The 18,081-nt window shown below is 65.0% G+C and carries 15 protein-coding genes; 3 read left to right on the forward strand and 12 right to left on the reverse strand.

Translation table 11 applies throughout. The annotated features are described in order from the left end of the window. Positions 1-3: 3 nt before the first annotated feature. From zwf to pgl, 3 genes are all read left to right on the forward strand, one after another. Entirely contained in the window at positions 4-1,551 is a 1,548-nt protein-coding gene (zwf, locus tag CS006_RS01110) for a glucose-6-phosphate dehydrogenase (protein ID WP_100509954.1), read from the forward strand. Next, a complete protein-coding gene (locus CS006_RS01115; protein WP_100510435.1) occupies positions 1,548-2,483 on the forward strand; it encodes a glucose-6-phosphate dehydrogenase assembly protein OpcA in 936 nt (311 codons plus the stop codon). The genes zwf and CS006_RS01115 overlap by 4 nt, the downstream gene beginning before the upstream one ends. A 259-nt stretch (positions 2,484-2,742) precedes the next feature. Then, on the forward strand, positions 2,743-3,531 hold the full coding sequence (gene pgl / locus CS006_RS01120) for a 6-phosphogluconolactonase (RefSeq protein WP_100509955.1): 789 nt from the start codon (positions 2,743-2,745) through the stop codon (positions 3,529-3,531). Between the two features lie 126 nt (positions 3,532-3,657). Here the strand turns inward: pgl and gndA are convergent, their stop codons facing one another. From gndA to prfB, 12 genes are all read right to left on the reverse strand, one after another. Further along, positions 3,658-5,112: an NADP-dependent phosphogluconate dehydrogenase gene (gene gndA / locus CS006_RS01125; RefSeq protein ID WP_100510436.1), complete on the reverse strand. Its 1,455-nt coding sequence runs from the start codon at positions 5,110-5,112 to the stop codon at positions 3,658-3,660. Positions 5,113-5,235: 123 nt separating this feature from the next. After that, the gene (locus CS006_RS01130; protein ID WP_100510437.1) at positions 5,236-6,036 is read right to left on the reverse strand and encodes a pseudouridine synthase; all 801 of its coding nucleotides are present in this window, start codon (positions 6,034-6,036) and stop codon (positions 5,236-5,238) included. A 119-nt stretch (positions 6,037-6,155) separates the two neighbouring features. Beyond that, on the reverse strand, positions 6,156-8,048 hold the full coding sequence (gene glmS / locus CS006_RS01135) for a glutamine--fructose-6-phosphate transaminase (isomerizing) (RefSeq protein WP_100509956.1): 1,893 nt from the start codon (positions 8,046-8,048) through the stop codon (positions 6,156-6,158). A 313-nt stretch (positions 8,049-8,361) separates the two neighbouring features. Then, entirely contained in the window at positions 8,362-9,141 is a 780-nt protein-coding gene (locus tag CS006_RS01140) for an amino acid ABC transporter ATP-binding protein (protein ID WP_100509957.1), read from the reverse strand. 14 nt (positions 9,142-9,155) lie between these two features. Beyond that, positions 9,156-10,139 carry an amino acid ABC transporter permease gene (locus CS006_RS01145; protein ID WP_100509958.1) on the reverse strand — a complete coding sequence of 328 codons (984 nt, stop codon included), beginning with the start codon at positions 10,137-10,139 and terminating at the stop codon, positions 9,156-9,158. A 163-nt stretch (positions 10,140-10,302) separates the two neighbouring features. Further along, positions 10,303-11,241 (reverse strand): ABC transporter substrate-binding protein, encoded by a 939-nt coding sequence (locus CS006_RS01150; RefSeq protein WP_100509959.1) that lies wholly within the window; start codon positions 11,239-11,241, stop codon positions 10,303-10,305. Positions 11,242-11,416: 175 nt separating this feature from the next. After that, positions 11,417-12,331, reverse strand: coding sequence for an ABC transporter substrate-binding protein (locus CS006_RS01155; RefSeq protein WP_243386568.1), 915 nt, complete (start codon positions 12,329-12,331; stop codon positions 11,417-11,419). Between the two features lie 32 nt (positions 12,332-12,363). Further along, positions 12,364-12,864 (reverse strand): SsrA-binding protein SmpB, encoded by a 501-nt coding sequence (gene smpB, locus CS006_RS01160; protein WP_100509961.1) that lies wholly within the window; start codon positions 12,862-12,864, stop codon positions 12,364-12,366. Between the two features lie 195 nt (positions 12,865-13,059). Then, the gene (locus CS006_RS01165) at positions 13,060-14,529 is read right to left on the reverse strand and encodes a CHAP domain-containing protein (RefSeq protein ID WP_243386574.1); all 1,470 of its coding nucleotides are present in this window, start codon (positions 14,527-14,529) and stop codon (positions 13,060-13,062) included. An 86-nt stretch (positions 14,530-14,615) separates the two neighbouring features. Then, the gene (gene ftsX / locus CS006_RS01170; protein WP_100509962.1) at positions 14,616-15,539 is read right to left on the reverse strand and encodes a permease-like cell division protein FtsX; all 924 of its coding nucleotides are present in this window, start codon (positions 15,537-15,539) and stop codon (positions 14,616-14,618) included. Next, positions 15,536-16,813 carry a cell division ATP-binding protein FtsE gene (ftsE, locus tag CS006_RS01175; protein ID WP_100509963.1) on the reverse strand — a complete coding sequence of 426 codons (1,278 nt, stop codon included), beginning with the start codon at positions 16,811-16,813 and terminating at the stop codon, positions 15,536-15,538. The genes ftsX and ftsE overlap by 4 nt, the downstream gene beginning before the upstream one ends. Positions 16,814-16,924: 111 nt before the next feature. After that, entirely contained in the window at positions 16,925-18,052 is a 1,128-nt protein-coding gene (prfB, locus tag CS006_RS01180) for a peptide chain release factor 2 (protein ID WP_100509964.1), read from the reverse strand. Between the last annotated feature and the right edge of the window lie 29 nt (positions 18,053-18,081).

Here is an 18,081-nt window from a genome sequence, read left to right on the forward strand (position 1 = left end):
CACATGGGGAATACTGTGGGGAATACGGCAGCGTATTCCAATCCGTTGCGTGATTCGCGCGACCTGCGCCTGCCACGCGTCGCCGGACCATGCTCGCTGGTGATCTTCGGCGTCACCGGCGACCTTGCGAAACGCAAGCTGCTGCCCGCCGTCTACGACCTCGCCAACCGAGGCCTGCTGCCCGCCGGATTCGGCCTGGTCGGCTTCGGCCGCCGTCCGTGGAGCAACGAGGAGTTCGCCAACTACGCCGAGGAGCAGGTGCGCGCCCACTGCCGCACCCCGTTCAACGAAACCACCTGGGGCCATCTGCGCGACTCCATCCGCTTCGTGCAAGGCGAATTCCACGATTCCGAGGCGTTCACCCGTCTGAGCGACACCGTCTCCGAGCTCGACCGCGACCGCGGCACCCGAGGCAACCACGCGTTCTACATGGCCGTGCCGCCGCGCGACTTCCCCGTCGTCTCCAAGCAGCTTGCCGCGTCCGGTCTCTCCCACTCCTCCGAAGGCGCCTGGCGCCGCGTGATCATCGAGAAGCCGTTCGGCCACGACCTCAAGAGCGCCAAGGAGCTCGACCGCGTGGTCGGCGAGGTGTTCAGCCCCGAATCGGTGTTCCGCATCGACCACTACCTCGGCAAGGAGACCGTGCAGAACCTGCTGGCCCTGCGCTTTGCCAACATGATGTTCGAGCCGGTCTGGAACGCCAACTATGTGAGCCACGTGCAGATCACCATGGCCGAGGACCTTGGCATCGGCGGCCGTGCCGGTTACTACGACGGCATCGGCGCCGCACGCGACGTGATCCAGAACCACCTGCTGCAGCTCATGGCCCTCACCGCCATGGAGGAGCCGGTCTCCTTCGCCGCCAGCGACCTGCGCGCCGAGAAGACCAAGGTGCTCTCCGCCGTGCATCTGCCGAAGAACCTCGGCCTGCACACCGCCCGCGGCCAGTACGCCGAAGGCTGGCAGGGCTCCGAAAAGGTGATCGGATACCTTGACGAGCACGGCATCAATCCCGATTCCACCACGGAGACCTACGCGGCCATCCGCCTCGACGTCGACACCCGACGCTGGGCCGGCGTGCCGTTCTACCTGCGCACCGGCAAGCGCCTCGGCAAGCGAGTCACCGAGATCGCCGTGCAGTTCAAGCGCGCCCCGCACCTGCCGTTCGAGACCACCGCCACCCGAGAGCTCGGCGCCAACGCCGTGGTCATCCGCGTGCAGCCCGACGAGGGCGTGACCCTTCGATTCGGCGCGAAGGTGCCGGGCACCGCCATGGAGGTGCGCGACGTGAGCATGGACTTCAGCTACGGCAGCTCCTTCACCGAGGCCTCCCCCGAGGCCTACGAGCGACTGATCCTCGACGTGCTGCTCGGCGACCCGCCGCTGTTCCCGACCACCAAGGAGGTCGAGCTTTCCTGGGAGATCCTCGACCCGATCGAGGAGTTCTGGAGCACGCTCGGCCAGCCCTCCCCCTACCGCGCCGGCACATGGGGACCGAAGGAAGCCGACGACATGCTCGCCCGCGACGGACACCATTGGAGGATGCCATGATTTTCGACCTGCCCAACACCACCACCTCGGCGATCTCCCGCAAGATCGAGGAGCTGCACGAGGAACGCGGCGAAGCCGCGCAGAGCCGTGTGCTCACACTGCTGGTGGAGACCTACACCGAGGAACTGGAGAACTCGCTGGAGACGGCCAACGCCGCCAGCCGCGAGCACCCCTGCCGCGTCATCGTGATCGTAAAGCACGCCCGTCCGGCGGACGCCGAGGAGGGCTCCACGCTCGACGCGCAGATCCGCTTCGGCGCGGACGCCGGCGCCGGCGAGATCATCGTGCTCAAGCCGGCGGATGAGCTCATCCGTCATCTCGACACCCTGGTCATCCCGCTGCTGGTGCCCGACGCGCCGGTCGTGGCCTGGTGGCCCACCAAGGCGCCGGAGAACCCGTCCGTCAACGCCATCGGACGCATGGCACGCAGCCGCATCACCGACGCCACCCGCGCCCCTAATCCCGAGGCCGCGTTCACCGCGCTGCGCGCCCACTACAGCCCGCAGGACGTCGACATGTCGTGGACCCGTCTGACCATCTGGCGAGCACTGCTCGTCTCCATGCTCGACCAGCCACCGTATCTGCCCATCAAGTCGGTGAAGCTCACCGGCCCGACGCACGACCTGCCGCTGGAACTGCTGGCCTCCTGGCTCGCCTGGAGCCTGCACAACGTTCCCGTCACCGTCGAGCGCTCCGACGACCTCACCGCCATCTCCGGCGTGTACTTCACCCGCGAGGACGGCGTGCTGAGCATCGAACGCGCCGCCGAGGACGCGGCCATCATCTCCCAGCCCGGCCAGTCGCCGCAGAACGTGACCGTGCCGATCCGCACGCTCGGCGACTGCCTGAGCGAGGAGCTGCGCCGTCTCGACCCCGACGAGATCTACGCCGAGGTCATCCAGCGCGGCTGGGAACTCGTCGAGCACGAGTGACCTGACATCACCGCATCCCCGAAACGAATGGCGGCGCGGCGTCGGAATCGACGTCACGCCGCCTTTGTCGTCCAGGCGCCGGTGCCGTTCCAATCTGAAATCCATATGACATTCGCGTGGATGTCATGTCACAAAGCAAGAAAAACCACCTGGCGCGCAACGAGGATGCGCTAGTCTGACAACCAATCGAATATGACCGCCGCAAATGGACGACGATATGACAACGGCGCGGCGGATTTTTGGAGGAGACATCATGGCAATGATCGATAGGAAAGTCATCATCTACCCGACCGCCGACGTGCTGCGCGAAGCGCTGACCTCGCGGTTCCTGCTGAAGCTTTCGGACCGGCTGGCCAAGCGCCAGCGCGTGGACGTGGCGCTGACCGGCGGCACCGACGGCATCGCGATGCTGCGCACCGTGGCCGAAAGCCCGCTGTCGGCGGCCGTGGACTGGAGCCGCGTGCACCTGTGGTGGGGCGACGAACGGTTCGTCCCCGCCGACGATCCCGACCGCAACGCGCTGCAGGCCCGCGAGGCATGGTTCGGCAAACTGGTGGAAAACGGCCAGATGCCCGAATCGCACATCCACGAGATGCCGGCCGACACCCGTTCCGAGGAGGAACGCGCCAACGCCACCGACGTGGAGAACTACGACGCCGTGAACAAGGCCGCCAAGGCGTACGAGCATGAGATCGTCAAGGCGCTGGGCAAGAAGCAGGCGTTCGACATCGCCCTGTTCGGCGTCGGCCCCGACGGCCACTTCGCCTCGTTGTTCCCGAACCATCCGGCCCTGCGCAGCCACGACAAGAAGACCCGCGTGATCGGCATCACCGACTCCCCGAAGCTGCCGCCGATGCGTATCAGCCTCACCGTGCCGTTCATCCGCCGTTGCCGCCGCGTATGGGTGTTCGCCTCCACGCCGCGCAAGGCCGAGGCCGTGAGCAAGGCGCTGTCCGGCTACAACAACCCGCATGTGCCGAGCTCCTTCGCCGGCGGCGACAAGGAGACGCTGTGGCTGCTCGACAGGGACGCCGCCGCGAACCTGTAAAAACGAAGTCCGGCACGGACCATACGGACCATACGGACCCATAATGCCGGAAACACGAAAGGAGGTGCATCCCCGCATCGGGGATGCACCTCCTTTTTCCGTATCAGCGGCAATCGGAGATCAGCATCAGGACTGCTTGATTTCCTCCTGGCCTTCCTCAGTCCACAGAGTGTGGAAGACGCCGGGCTCGTCGACGCGCTGGTAGGTGTGGGCGCCGAAGAGGTCGCGCTGGCCCTGGATCAGGGCGGCGGGCAGGCGCTTGGAGCGCAGGCCGTCGTAGTAGGCCAGGGAGCTGGAGAACACCGGCATCGGGATGCCGAAGCTGATGGCGCGGGAGATCACGCGACGCCACGAACGCTGCACGGTCTCGACGGCATCCTTGAAGTACGGGGCGAACAGCAGCGACACATTGGCCTCGCCGGATTCGAACGCCTCGGAGATGCGGTTGAGGAACTGGGCGCGGATGATGCAGCCGCCACGCCAGATGCGCGCCACGGCGGCGAGGTCGATGTCCCAGCCGTATTCCTTGGCGGCCTCGGAGATCTCGTTGAAGCCCTGCGCGTAGGCCACGATCTTGGAGGCATACAGCGCCTCGCGGATGTCGTTGATGAACGCCTGACGCTCCTCAAGCGGCATCGGCACGACCTCGGACGGGCCCTCAAGACCCTGCTTGGCGGCCTCGGCTCGCAGCTCGGTCTGGGAGGAGAGACCGCGGGCGAACACGGCCTCGGCGATGCCCGTCACCGGCACGCCCAGCGACAGGGCGGTCTGCACGGTCCAGGTTCCGGTGCCCTTCATGCCGGCGTGGTCGAGCACCACGTCGATGAACGGCTTGCCGGTCTTCTTGTCCACGTGGTGGAGCACCTCGGCGGTGATCTCGATGAGGTAGGAGTTCAGCTCGGTCTTGTTCCACTCCTCGAACAGGTCGCCGATCTCGGCCGGCTCCATGCCCAGGCCGCGACGCATGAGGTCGTAGCTTTCGGCGATGAGCTGCATGTCGGAGTATTCGATGCCGTTGTGCACCATCTTCACGAAGTGGCCGGCGCCGTCGGAGCCGATGTGCGTGACGCACGGCTCGCCTTCGGCCTTGGCGGAGATGCTTTCGAGAATCGGGCCGAGGGTCTTCCAGGATTCCTTGGTGCCGCCGGGCATCATGGACGGGCCCTTGAGGGCGCCTTCCTCGCCGCCGGAGACGCCGCAGCCGACGAAGTGCAGGCCGCGGGCGCGGATGGCCTTCTCGCGACGCATGGTGTCCTTGTAGTAGGCGTTGCCGCAGTCGACGATGATGTCGCCCGGCTCCATGAGGTCGGCGAGGGCGTTGATCATGTCGTCGGTGGGCTCGCCGGCCTTGACCATGATGATGGCCGTGCGCGGCTTGGTCAGCGATGCGACGAACTCCTCCAGCGTCTTCGCGGGGACGAACTTGCCTTCGTCGCCATGCTTGTCGATCAGCGTTTCGGTGCGGGAGTAGTGACGGTTGTAGACGGCGACCGTGTTGCCCTTGTGCGCGAGGTTGCGAGCCAGGCTCGCTCCCATCGCCGCAAGACCTACAACACCGATATTGGCTTGTGCTTCGCTCATCATTGCCTTTCGATAGAACGTTCGGGCGGCCTCGCGGCCGCCATGGGCACGGTTATCGCGCTGGTAAAAGTATACCATTGCGATTAAACGTAGTACTTTTTACGTCCAGAGTTTTCCGACCGTTCATTCGGCTGGCATAGGTCGCGGCACCGCACTCGGCTCCCTCAATGGCACTCGCGAGTCGAATCGACGTGTATCTCCGGTGTAGGGGTCGATGAACTCGAGCGTGCGGGCCACGAGCTGCAGCGGGTTCGAAAAATCGTCGTAGGCGCGGTCGATGACGTGCGGATACATGGGGTCGCCGAGAATGGGCAGCTCCAGTGAGTTCATATGCACACGCAGTTGATGCGTCTTGCCGGTACGCGGATGCAACGTGTATGCGCGGAACAGTCCGCGACGGTCCCCGACCCTCTCATCGTTCCGGATGCCGCGCTCCTCCATCGACTCCAGCTCGATCACCGTCTCGGCGTTGACCGCCCCCGGTTCCTCATATGCCTGCAGGATGCCGCGGTCCTTGACGATGCGCGAGCGCCGCCGCAACGGAAACACACGCGGAGGCTCCAGCCGTTCGATGGTGCCGTATCGCGGCCGCGAGATCGGCTGCGCCGGAGCCAGGCATTCGTAGGTCTTCGTCGTCCGATGCTCCTGAAACAGCATCTGGTAGGCGCCACGGGCGGAGGGCTCGCGCACGAACACCACCACGCCAGCGGTGTCGCGGTCCAATCGGTGCGCCGGCGTGATCTGCGGCTCCCCCAGACGCTCGCGCAATCGAATCAGCGCCGTGGACCGATACCACATGCCGCGCGGCGTGGTGGGCAGGAAATGCGGTTTGTCGATGACGATGATGCGCTCGTCCTCGTAGAGCACGTCGAAGTCGAACGGAATCTCCGGTTCGTCCGTCACCCAGCGGTGGCGTTGCGGCATGTCCACTCCCCCAAATACTCGAAATCCGCATTCTCCCCGCGCAAATCATCGAAAACGGGGCCGTTTTGCGACAACTTGCGCGTGGAAAATACGGATAACGACAAAACGTTGCCCAGCCGTTACTCGACGGTGACGGACTTGGCGAGGTTGCGCGGCTTGTCGACGTCGTAGTTCTTGAGCTTGGCCATGTCCATGGCGAACAGCTGCAGCGGCACGACGTCCACGAGCGGGCTCATGAGCGTGGGGCACTTCGGACGCCAGAACACGACGTCGGCGTAGTTCTCCACGTCCTTGTCGCCCTCCTCGGCCACGGCGATGATGTAGGCGCCGCGGGCCTTGACCTCCTCGATGCCGGAGATGACCTTGGCGTGCAGCACGTTGCGGCCGCGTTCCGGCGGCACGATGAACACGACCGGCTCGCCTTCGTCCACCAGCGCGATCGGGCCGTGCTTAAGCTCGCCGGCGGCGAAGCCCTCGGTGAACGTGTAGGCGATCTCCTTGAGCTTCAGCGCGCCCTCAAGCGCCACCGGATAGCCGACGTGACGGCCGAGGAACAGGAACGAGTTCGCGTTCACCATGCTTTCGGCGGCCTTGCGGATGGTCTCGGTCTGCGTGTCGAGCACCCACTGGATCTTGCGCGGCATGTCCTTGAGCCCGCCGAGGATCTGATGGATCTCGTCGCGGAACATCGTGCCCTTGATCTGCGCGAGGTACAGGCCCAGCACGTAGGCGGCGGTGATCTGCGCGACGAACGCCTTCGTGGAGGCCACGGCGACCTCGGGGCCGGCGTGCGTGTAGAGCACGGCGTCGGATTCGCGCGGGATGGAGGCTCCCTGCGTGTTGCAGATGGCCAGCACCTTCGAGCCCTGCTCGCGGGCGTGGCGCAGAGCCATGAGCGTGTCCATGGTCTCGCCGGACTGCGAGATGGCCACGACAAGCGTGCGAGGAGTCAGAATCGGGTCGCGGTAGCGGAACTCGTGGGCGAGCTCCACCTCCACGGGGATGCGCACCCAGTGCTCGATGGCGTACTTGGCGACGAGGCCGGCGTAGCTGGCCGTGCCGCAGGCGATGACGATGATCTTGTCGATGGCCTTGAAGTCGTGCTCGTCGATGTGCACCTCGTCGAGGTTGAGGTCGCCGTTCTTGTCGAATCGGCCGAGCAGCGTGCGCTGCACGGCGGCCGGGTCCTCGTGGATCTCCTTGTCCATGAACGAGTCCCAACCACCCTTTTCGGCGGCCGAGGCATCCCAGTCGACGGTGTAGGTCTTCGGGTTCTCCACGACGTTGCCGTTGAAGTCGGTGACGATGACCTTGTCGGCGGAGACGCATACGGCCTGGTCCTGGTCGACCTCCAGCGCACGTTTCGTGTAGGCCACGAAAGCGGCCACGTCGGAGCCGAGGAAGTTCTCGCCGTCGCCGAGGCCGACGACCAGCGGCGAGTCATGACGGGCGCCGACGATGATGTCGGGCTGGCGGCAGTCGGTCGCCAGGATGGTGAACGCGCCCTCGAGCATGCGGGCCAGACGACGCACCGCACGGAACAGGTTCGGCTTGCCCTCGTCGGCGATGATGGTGTCGACGATCTTGCCGAGCAGCTTGGCGGCCACCTCGGTGTCGGTGTTCGACGAGAAGCGGTAGCCCTCGGCCTGCAGGTCGAGACGCAGCTGGGAGGCGTTCTCGATGATGCCGTTGTGGATGATGGCGACCTTGCCGTCCATGCTCGTATGCGGGTGGGCGTTCACGTCGCTCGGCACGCCGTTGGTGGCCCAGCGGGTGTGACCGATGCCGACGGTCGCCAGAGGCATGGGCTTGCGTTCGATGTCCTCGACGAGATTCGAGAGGCGTCCCGCCTTCTTGCGCACCTCGACGTGATCCATGCCGGGTGCCGTCAATGCCACGCCGGCAGAATCATATCCGCGATACTCCAGGCGCTTCAGGCCCTGAAGACAGACCTCCAACGGCTTGCCGCACGCGGTTTCGATGTTTCCTGCATATCCTACGATTCCACACATGAAAATCCAGTGTATGCAATGAATGTTGCATACGCCCCAAGCAAAACGCCACCTTGGCCGAACCTATACAAGGCACCCCCACGCTCCCGCGCCCGCCCGAAATCATCTCGTCTCTTCCCGACCCCGGCTATGCCCGCGCTTCTGGCTTCCCGCATCTGCCACGACCGCGACGGCCGCTGCTGGGTGGTGCAGACACCAAGGGCTCCGGCATGCGTTTCGCGACCGTAGGCTTGGGAGGCGGAGCCTCCCGGCCGAACGGCCTTGAGTGTGTCGCGAAATGCATGCCGGAGCCCTATGCAGCGGGCCACGAGGGCTAGAGCACGTGGTTGAGGAAGTCCTTGAAACGGGGTTCCTTGGGGTTGTCGATGATTTCAGGGCCGCCCTTCTCCACGACCACGCCGCCGTCCATGAACACAATCTGGTCGGCGACCTCACGGGCGAAGCCGATCTCATGCGTCACGCAGATCATGGTCATGCCGGCCTGGGCGAGCGAGCGCATGACGTTCAGCACCTCGCCCACGAGTTCGGGGTCAAGCGCCGAGGTCGGCTCGTCGAAGAGCATGATGTCGGGATGCATGGCGAGGGCGCGGGCGATGGCGACACGCTGCTGCTGACCGCCGGAAAGCTGCATCGGATAGTAGTTGAGGCGTTCGCCCATGCCGACGCGGTTGAGCTCCTCGATGGCCTCGTTGCGCGCCTTGTCCTTCGACATGTGCGCCACATGCACGGGCGCCTCCATCACGTTTTCGAGCGCGGTCATGTGCGGGAACAGGTTGAACTTCTGGAACACCATGCCGAGCTTGGCGCGCTGGCGGGCGATGTCCTTGTCGTCGAGGGTCTGGAGCACGGTCTGGCCGTTCCTCGTGACCTCCTTGTAGCCGATCATCTCGCCGTCGACCTCGATGCGTCCGCCGGTGAGCGTCTCGAGCTGGTTGATGAGACGCAGCAGGGTGGACTTGCCGGAGCCGGAGGGGCCGAGGATGACGGTCACCGTGCCGGTTTCGACGGTGAGGTCCACGCCCTTGAGCACGTGGAGGGATCCGAAGGCCTTGTGCACCTGCGTGGCCTTGACCGCGATGTTCGTTGTCGTCATTTGGTTGCCTCCACTCACGCGTTCAATCCGACCATGGTGGCCTGATTCGTCTTGTGCACGTCGTCCTTGGGTTCGCCGTCGGTCTTGCCAGGCAGCGGCGTCTGCTTGCCCTTGGTGCCGATCGGCCGGGCCTCGAAGCCCTTGCCGAAGTACTTTTCGAGCCTGGACTGGATGACCATCAGCACGGATGTGATGAGCAGGTACCAGAAGCAGGCCACGATGAGCAGCGGGATGGGCTTGTAGATGCGGTTGGCGATGGCGTTCGTGGCGAACTGCAGGTCGAGCGTGAACGGCACGGCCAGCACAAGGGATGTGGTCTTGAGCATGCCGATGGTCTCGTTGCCGGTCGGCGGGATGATGATGCGCATGGCCTGCGGCAGGATGATGCGGCGCATGATGAGCGAACGGCGCATGCCGAGCGCCTCGGCGGCCTCGGCCTGGCCGGGGTCGACGGCCTCGAGGCCGGCGCGCACGATCTCGGAAAGATACGCGGCCTCGTTCAGCGCCAGGCCGATGACGGCGGCGCGGAACGCGGTGACGACGTTCTGCGAGTCGATGGACCAGAATTCGATGGACGTGAACGGGATGCCGAGACCGAGCTTGGGCACGAGCACGGAGAACAGGCCCCAGAACACCAGCTGGGTGTACACAGGCGTTCCGCGGAAGAACCAGATGAAGAACCAGCTCACGCCGCGCAGCACCGGGTTGATGGACTTGCGCATGATGGCGAGGATCACGGCGAGCACGGTGGCGATGACCATGGAGAGCACGGTGATCCACAGCGTCCAGCCGATGCCGGCCAGCACGTTCTCATTGAAGAGGTACTTCCACACGATGTTCCATTCGAACCGCTCGTTGGTGACCATGCCGTACACCAGCATGGCCGCAAGGAGCGCCACGATGACGCCGGCGACGACCGGTCCGATGCGTCGCACGGGCAGGGCGTCGATCCGGTTGGGGATGTTCAGCCCGTCTGATTCTGTGTTCTTCGCTGCCATGATTACGGCTTTCTTCTCTTTCCACTAATACAACGGAGTCATCCAAGACACTACCCGATGGGCGGCATCTTGGATGACGATGGTTCCGTTTTCGCGAATCCGTGCGGAGATCACCGGGATTCGGGCAAACGGGTGTTCGCCGGCGTGCGTGCCGGCCGACGCGCTATTCGGCGGCGGGGTTGATCTCGGCCTTGTCGATGGCGCCGGAGGAGACGCCCCATGTGTCGAGAATCTTCTTGTAGGTGCCGTCGTCCATGAGCTTCTGCACGGCCTTCTGCATGGCTTCGGCGGTCTTGGTGTCGCCCTTCTTGACGGCGATGGCCTCGGGGGTCACGCCGACGTCCTCGCCGAGGGCCTCGAGCGTGTCTCCGGTCTGCTTGATGGCGTAGCCGGCCACGGGGGTGTCGGCGTAGAAGATGTCGGCCTTGCCGGAGGCGACGGCCGTGGTCACGTCGGTCTGCAGCTTGGACGACTGGATGTCGATGCTGCTCTTGCCGGCGGCCTTGCAGGCGTCATTGGCCTTGTTGACCTCCTCCTCCTGCGTGGTGCCGGTCTGGACGGCCACCTTCTTGCCGCACAGGTCGGCGCTGTCGATCTTCGAGGGGTTGCCCTTCTTCACCACGTACGTGGAGCCGGCCTTGAAGTAGGTGACGAAGTCGACGGCCTCGAGGCGTTCCTTGGTGACGGTGAACGAGGAGATGCCGATGTCGTACTTGGAGCCGACGGACGGGATGATGGAATCGAAGGTGGCGGTGGTGGTCTCGGGCTTGAGGCCGAACTCGGCGGCCAGCGCCTTGGTCAGGTCCACATCGAATCCGACGGGCGTCTTGCCGTCCTCGGCGAGGAACTCGGCCGGGGCGTACGAGGTGTCGGTGCCGACCTTGAGCACGCCGTCGCCCTTGACGGAGTCGGGCAGCATGGCGGCGAGCTCGTCGTCCTTCTTGATGGAGCTGGTGTCGAAGCCCTGCGTCGAGGACTTGGACGAGCTGTCGGACGACGAGTCGGACGAGGAGTCCGACGTGCCGCACGCGGCCATGGAGAACAGCGTGGCCGCGGCGAGCGTGGCCGCGGCAAGGGCCTTGATTCGAGTGGTGAGTGACATTGTTTCTTCCTCTCGGAAAGTTCATTTCCTAACCGATTACCGAAAGTAAGTTCGCAATGTCACGAGCAGGTTACCAACCAAACTTTTATGGACACCAGCCAAACTCGAGCCGCCCCACTGGCTCCCCTCATGATTGAGGGGAGCCGTCGGACGTAGTCCGGCTGAGGGGAGTCGATCACGCATCCACCTTGGGGTTGACCTCGGGCCTGTCGATCATGACGTTCTCCACGCCCCACGTCTTCATGATGGCCTTGTACGTTCCATCGGCCATGAGCTTCTCGAGCGCCGCCTTCACCGCCTTCACGGTCCGCTCGTCGCCCTTCTGCACGGCGATGCCCATCGGCTGCACGCCCTCGTTCTCGCCGAGCGTCTGCAGCTGGCCGTCGGTCTGGGCGACGGCGTAGCCGGAGACCGGCGTATCGGCGTACATGAGGTCCACGCGGCCGGCGATCAGCGCCGTGGTCACGTCGGTCTGGTTGCGGTACGGCAGGATCTCGATGCGCTCCTTGCCGGCGGCCTTGCAGGCGTCCTGCGCCTTGTACATCTCGGTCTCGGCCACGACGCCCACCTGCACGGAGACGCGCGTGCCGCACAGCTGCTTCGGGTCCGCGTGCGTGGGGTTGCCCTTACGCACGGCGAAGGTGAGGCCGGCCTTGGCATAGGTGACGAAGTCGACCGCGTCCATACGGTCCTTGTTCACGGTGAAGCCGGAGATGCCCAGGTCGTATTTCGAGCCGACCGAGGGGATGATGGTGTCGAATGTGGCGTTCTCGATGTCGAGGTCAAGCCCGAACACCTTGGCAAGCGCCTTGTCCAGGTCGATCTCGTAGCCGACGGACGTCTTGCCGTCGGAGGCCAGGAACTCGGCGGGCGCGTAGGTGACGTTGACGCCGACGGAGAGCTTGCCGTCCTTGGTGATGGATTCCGGCAGCATCGCGGCGATCTTCTCGTCCTTCTGGATATGGCTGACGTCGTAGCTGCGCGCGATGTCGGGGTCGGAATCGGTGGCGTCGCTGGTGCCGCACGCCGCGAGCGGCACCATCATCGTCGCGGCCACGACGGCCGCAAGCATCATCTTCAGTCTTCGCATACTGCCATAGTAAACGGTCGGTAACGCCAAATCTAATGACGCATGTTACGGAGGCGCATCTCGCGCTGCGCCTCGCGCTTGTCCTGCGCCTCGCGCAACGCCTGTCGCTTGTCGAACTCGCGCTTGCCCCGCGCCAGCGCGATCTCGACCTTCACGCGGCCGTCCTTGAAATACAGGCTCAGCGGCACGATGGTGTAGCCCTTCGCCTGGGTCTGGCGGGCGAGCTTCTCGATCTGCTGGGCGTGCAGCAGCAGCTTGCGCTTGCGCTTGGGCGCATGGTTGGTCCACGTACCGTTGAGGTATTCGGGGATGTTCGCGTTCTCCAGCCAGATCTCGTTGCGGCGGTCGATGCTCACGAACGCCTCGGCGAGCGATGCGCGCCCCTCGCGCAGCGACTTCACCTCCGTGCCCGAAAGCACGATGCCGGCCTCGAGCCTGTCCTCGATCTCGTAGTCGTGCCGCGCCCTGCGATTCACGGCGATCGGCTTGGCGCCCTGCTCCCTCTTGTCCTGCTTGGTCTGCTTTGCCGCCATACGGGCCTCCTTTCCTCTGTTGATGTTGCCTTCTCTGTGATTCCGAGCCCTGCGGCCGCGTCGGTGCCATCCGGTCCATACTAGCGTGAACGCAACGATGGCGGGAATCCTGCGTGGATTCCCGCCATCGGCGAACGTTGGTCCCGCTTTACGCCACGACCCTATGGATGGGGCCTATGGGCCGGACCCTGTGGATCAGTAGTGGACGTACTGGTGGTCGTAGGGATCGTACAGGGTGTCGTAGTGGACGTTGCCCTGCCAGATGGATCCGCCTTCGGAGACGAACACCGAGCCGTCGGAGTTGATGCGTTCGACGATTGCCACATGGCCGTAGATGGGGCTGTGGCCGTCCTGGCCGGCACGGAACACCATGACGGCGCCCACATGCGGCGTGTTGTTCACGTAGTAGCCGAGGCGCCTGGCCGAGTTGCCCCAGTCCTGGCCGTTGCCGAGGTAGGAGCCGACCGGCAGACTGAGCTGGCCGCGGCGGATGTAGGACCACCACGTGCACTGGCTCCACGGGTAGGCGTTGCCGACGTTGCCGGTGGCGTGGCCGTAGCAGTAGGTCGAGCCCTGCGGGCAGTTGCCGGGCACGGAGTAGTTCATGCCGGAGGGCCTGGAGTTGCTGCTCGAGCTGTTGTTCGACGGCCTACTGGACGAGGACGACGAATGGCTGCTGTTGCTGTTCGACGGACGGCTCGTGTTCGTGCTGGTGGAGGGACGGCTCGAGCTGCTGGAGCTGCCGCCGGACGGACGCGTGCTGCCCTGGGCGCCGCTGTTCGCGGTGATCTGCTGCTGGGCGCTCGGCTTCTGGGCGGCGAGCTGACGGTTGTAGGAGTCGATCTGCGACTGCAGGAGCACGATCTGCGCGGCCTCCTTGGCCGTGGCGGACTTGAGCTGGCTCTGCTGCGACTCCAGGTAGGTGCGCTGCGAGGTGCCCTTGTCGCGCAGCGCGTTGAGCTGCTCGGTCTTGGCCTGCGCGTTGGCGGCGGCCTTCTGCGCGGCGGCGGCATCGGACTCGGCCTGCGTCTTGAGTTCGGTGATCTGCTTCTCGATGGCGGCGAGACGGTCCTTGCGGTTCATCTGCGTGCTCTGCGCGTTGGCGGCATCGTTCGCGGCGTTCGATTCGGAGCGGGTGACGGCCGCGGACGACTGCATCGACTTGATGAAGTCGTCGGTGTTCTTCGCGCCGGTGACCATGCTCATGGTGTCGGAGGCGGCGGAGCCGTGGAAGCTGTCGCGGGCCAGTTCGGCGACGGCGGCGTGCGCGTCGTCGTAGTCCTCGCCGGTCTCCTTGATCTTCTTCTCGAGATCCGACTTGTCCTTCTGCGCGGCCTCCAGGCGGGCGGATGCGGCGTTGGCCTCCTCCTGCGCCGATTCGGCGGCGTCGGCGGCCTCGTTCGCGGCCTTCTGAGCGGCCGGGATCTGGTTGTTGGTCAGATCGTCAAGTTCGATGATCTTCTGCGCCAGGGCGGAGTTCACGCCGCTGAGCTTGCTCTGCAGCGACTGCTTCTTCGCCTTGCTCTGCGCCAGCTGGCTATACGACGGCGTTGCCGCGGCGGCCTGCGGTGCCGGCGCCGCGATGTTCACCACGGCCATCGACAGCGTCAGTCCGAGGCACGCCATGATGCCGATGGCTTTGGTGCTCGTACGCAACATAGTCATATCGTCTCCTTACGCTTCAGGCACCCCATCGTACTGCATTCGCCTGAAAGCCCTTTGTTCGATTCTAACGTCCGGCTTGACTTTCGCTAGGCCTTGAGGTAGCGGCGCAGCGAGATGAGCGAGGCGACGATGGACAGGAGCACGGCGCCGCCGATCAGCGCCGGCGAGACCATGAGCACCGTCGTCAGGTTGACGAACGGCATCCACGTGACCGTCTTCGCCAGCCATCCGGTGACGAACACCTCCACGATGCCGCCGAGCGCCACGCACGACAGGATGGAGCCGAGCAGCGAGGCGATGACGCCCTCGAGGATGAACGGCAGCTGGATGATCCAGTTCGAGGCGCCCACGAGGCGCATGATCTCCGTCTCGTTCTTGCGCGATGCGGCGGACATGCGGATCGTGGTGCCCGTAAGCATGATGGCCACGAGCACCATCACGGCGGCGAGCACGACCGTGACCACGGTTCCGCGGTTGAGCACGGCGAACACGGGGTCGAAGATCTGCCGCTGGTCCTGCACCTCCTCGACGCCCTTCTTGCCGGAAAGCACCTCGGAGACCTGCTGGTATTTCTCCGGATTGGTAAGCTTCAAGCGCAATGACGCCTGCATGTCGTCCGCTGTGAGCGTACGGCCCTGGTACACGCCGCCCGGATACTGCTTGACGAACGTGTCCTTGTAGAACTGGTCCTTGCTCACGTATGTGATCTTGGAGACGTCGCTGTGCAGCTCGTCCTTGATGGTGTTCTGGATGTCGATGATCTCATCGGTGGTCGGCGCCTTGCCGGTGGCGCAGTTGGCCGACTGGCTGGTGCCGTCCGGGCAGAGCCACACCACTACCTCGACCTTGTCGTACCAGTCGCCCTTGGCCTTGGTGATCTGCGCCTGCATGAGGCCGGATGCGCCGATGAACAGGAACGAGATGAAGGTGACGAGCATCACCGAAAGGATCATGGAGCCGTTGCGCTTGATGCTGGTCCATGTCTCCGACAGGACGAAACGGAATCTCATCGGTCGTTCTCCTTCGTATCCTGCGCGTCGTGGTTCTTGGAGGTCTTGTCGTCGGTCCTCTTCGCGTCGTCATGGCGGCGGGCCGGCGGGGCGGGGGGCGACGGAGGCGTGGGCGGGGTCGCGGGAGTCTCCGAGGCCGAGCCCGGCGCACGGAACTTCGCGTCCGGGTCCTCGTCGGCCTTGGCGGCGGAGGCATCGGGGCCCTTGGCGTCGACGCCTGCGGCCGACTTGTTCGCGGCCTTGCCGTCGGCGTCGACCATGATGCCCTTGCCCCAGGTGAGCGTGTCCTCCACGGAGACGAAGGTCTCGCCGTAGCGGCCGGTGCGTCCGGAATGCACGGACTGGGCCAGACGGGCGATGCCCTCGTCGCCGGCGGTCACGTTGTTCACGGCCTCGGCGGCGGCAAGCACACCCTCGGCCGCGGAACGCGAGGCGTCATCGGCCACATCGGCCTCGAGCAGACGCTTGGCGGCGCCTGAACCCTTGTCGTCCCCGCCACGCTTCGTTCCGCCGAGCGAGGAGAAGTCCGAGGAGCCGATGGCCTGCTGCGCGCGGGCCTCCACCTCGGCGTCGGGGAAGTACACGGTGGAGTCGTAGGAGCCCTCGCGCTCGTCGCGCACGATCTTGCCGCCGTGCAGCTCTACCACACGCTTGCGCATGGAGTTCACGATCTCCTCGTTGTGCGTGGCCATCACCACGGTGGTGCCGGTGCGGTTGATGGCCTCGAGCACCTCCATGATGCCCACGGACGTGGTCGGGTCGAGGTTGCCGGTGGGCTCGTCGGCCAGCAGGATCTGCGGATGGTTCACGTAGGCGCGGGCGATGGCCACACGCTGCGCCTCGCCACCGGAGAGCTCATGCGGCAGACGGTCCTCCTTGCCGGTGAGGCCCACGGTCTTGAGCACCTGCGGCACCAGCGACTTGATGGTCGAACGACGCGTGCCGATGACCTCGAGCGCGAACGCCACGTTCTGCCACACCGTCTTGTTGGCGAGCAGCTTGTAGTCCTGGAACACGAAGCCGATGGTACGGCGATACTGCGGCACCTGACGGTTCGGCAGACGACGTAGGTCGTGGCCGGCCACGCGGATCTCGCCCTCCGTGGCCTGCTCCTCGTGAAGCAGCAGGCTCAGCAGCGTGGTCTTGCCGGAGCCTGACGCGCCCACGAGGAACACGAACTCGCCGCGGTCGATATCCAACGAGATATCGTCCAGGGCCGGTCTCGACCCTCGTGGATAGATCTTCGTGACGTTATCAAGCGAAATCAGTGCCATACCTGTGCCCCTTCACGCATCGGCCCATGCCATGCCTTGATTATCCGATTATGTTCGATTGTCCGTTTTGCCCGATTGCCCGCCTCGCCGAAGCCGGCGAAGGACGCCGTTCTACTCGGCTTCCTTCGCGGCCTCGCGACGCTGCTGGTGACGCCAGCGGATGCCGGCGTCGATGAACTCGTCGATCTCGCCGTCGAACACGGCCTGGGTCTGCGAGGTCTCGTATCCGGTGCGCAGGTCCTTGACCATCTGGTACGGGTGCAGCACGTAGGAACGCATCTGGTCGCCCCAGCTGGCCTTGATGTCGCCGGCGAGCTCCTTCTTCTTCTTGGCCTCCTCCTCATGCTTGAGCACGAGCAGTCGGGACTGCAGCACCTGCATGGCGGCCGCACGGTTCTGGATCTGCGAGCGCTCGTCCTGCATGGTCACGACGATGCCGGTGGGAAGGTGGGTCAGTCGCACGGCGGAGTACGTGGTGTTCACGCCCTGGCCGCCGGGGCCGGAGGAGCAGTAGGTGTCGACGCGCAGGTCGGAGTCGGGGATGTCGATGTGGTCGGTGGCCTCGACGAGCGGCACCACCTCGACGGCGGCGAAGCTGGTCTGGCGGCGACCCTGGTTGTCGAACGGGCTGATGCGCACGAGACGGTGCGTGCCGCCCTCGACGGAGAGCTTGCCGTAGGCGTAGGGCTCGTCGATCTGGAACGTGGCCGACTTGATGCCGGCCTCCTCGGCGTAGGACGTGTCCATCACCTTGTGCTTGTAACCGTGGCGCTCGGCCCAACGCAGGTACATGCGCAGCAGGATCTGCGCCCAGTCGGCCGCGTCGACGCCGCCGGCGCCGGAACGGATGGTGATCACGGCGGCGCGCTCGTCGTATTCGCCGTCGAGCAGCGTCTGGATCTCGATGTCGGCGAGGTCCTTGTCGAGCTTCCTGACCTCCTCCTCGGCCTCGGCCAGGGTGTCGGCGTCGTTCTCCTCACGACCGAGCTCGACGAGCGTCTCGACGTCGTCGATGCGGCTGCCGGCCGATTCGACGCGCTTGAGCTGCGATTCGGCGGCGGAGAGGCGGCTCGTCACCTTCTGCGCGTTCTCGGGGTTGTCCCACAGTCCGGGCGCGCTGGCCTGCTGTTCGAGGTCCTTGATCTGCTCCTTGAGGGCGTCAAGGTCGATCGCGCCGGCGATCGTGTCGTACTTCGCACGCAGGGCGCTGATGCCCTGCGAAAAATCAAATTCTGCCATCGTCTTTTACCTTACAGTCGAATGTTCTT

This window comes from Bifidobacterium primatium, assembly GCF_002802875.1.
Taxonomy (GTDB): domain Bacteria; phylum Actinomycetota; class Actinomycetes; order Actinomycetales; family Bifidobacteriaceae; genus Galliscardovia; species Galliscardovia primatium.

Excerpts from the sequence above, each read along its gene's own strand:
- CS006_RS01165 (WP_243386574.1), bottom strand. The coding sequence starts at position 14,529 with ATGACTATGTTGCGTACGAGCACCAAAGCCATCGGCATCATGGCGTGC.
- CS006_RS01150 (WP_100509959.1), bottom strand. The coding sequence starts at position 11,241 with ATGTCACTCACCACTCGAATCAAGGCCCTTGCCGCGGCCACGCTCGCC.
- CS006_RS01115 (WP_100510435.1), top strand. The coding sequence starts at position 1,548 with ATGATTTTCGACCTGCCCAACACCACCACCTCGGCGATCTCCCGCAAG.
- pgl (WP_100509955.1), top strand. The coding sequence starts at position 2,743 with ATGATCGATAGGAAAGTCATCATCTACCCGACCGCCGACGTGCTGCGC.
- CS006_RS01155 (WP_243386568.1), bottom strand. The coding sequence starts at position 12,331 with ATGCGAAGACTGAAGATGATGCTTGCGGCCGTCGTGGCCGCGACGATG.
- CS006_RS01145 (WP_100509958.1), bottom strand. The coding sequence starts at position 10,139 with ATGGCAGCGAAGAACACAGAATCAGACGGGCTGAACATCCCCAACCGG.
- CS006_RS01140 (WP_100509957.1), bottom strand. The coding sequence starts at position 9,141 with ATGACGACAACGAACATCGCGGTCAAGGCCACGCAGGTGCACAAGGCC.
- zwf (WP_100509954.1), top strand. The coding sequence starts at position 4 with ATGGGGAATACTGTGGGGAATACGGCAGCGTATTCCAATCCGTTGCGT.
- prfB (WP_100509964.1), bottom strand. The coding sequence starts at position 18,052 with ATGGCAGAATTTGATTTTTCGCAGGGCATCAGCGCCCTGCGTGCGAAG.
- smpB (WP_100509961.1), bottom strand. The coding sequence starts at position 12,864 with ATGGCGGCAAAGCAGACCAAGCAGGACAAGAGGGAGCAGGGCGCCAAG.
- CS006_RS01130 (WP_100510437.1), bottom strand. The coding sequence starts at position 6,036 with ATGCCGCAACGCCACCGCTGGGTGACGGACGAACCGGAGATTCCGTTC.
- glmS (WP_100509956.1), bottom strand. The coding sequence starts at position 8,048 with ATGTGTGGAATCGTAGGATATGCAGGAAACATCGAAACCGCGTGCGGC.
- gndA (WP_100510436.1), bottom strand. The coding sequence starts at position 5,112 with ATGAGCGAAGCACAAGCCAATATCGGTGTTGTAGGTCTTGCGGCGATG.
- ftsE (WP_100509963.1), bottom strand. The coding sequence starts at position 16,813 with ATGGCACTGATTTCGCTTGATAACGTCACGAAGATCTATCCACGAGGG.
- ftsX (WP_100509962.1), bottom strand. The coding sequence starts at position 15,539 with ATGAGATTCCGTTTCGTCCTGTCGGAGACATGGACCAGCATCAAGCGC.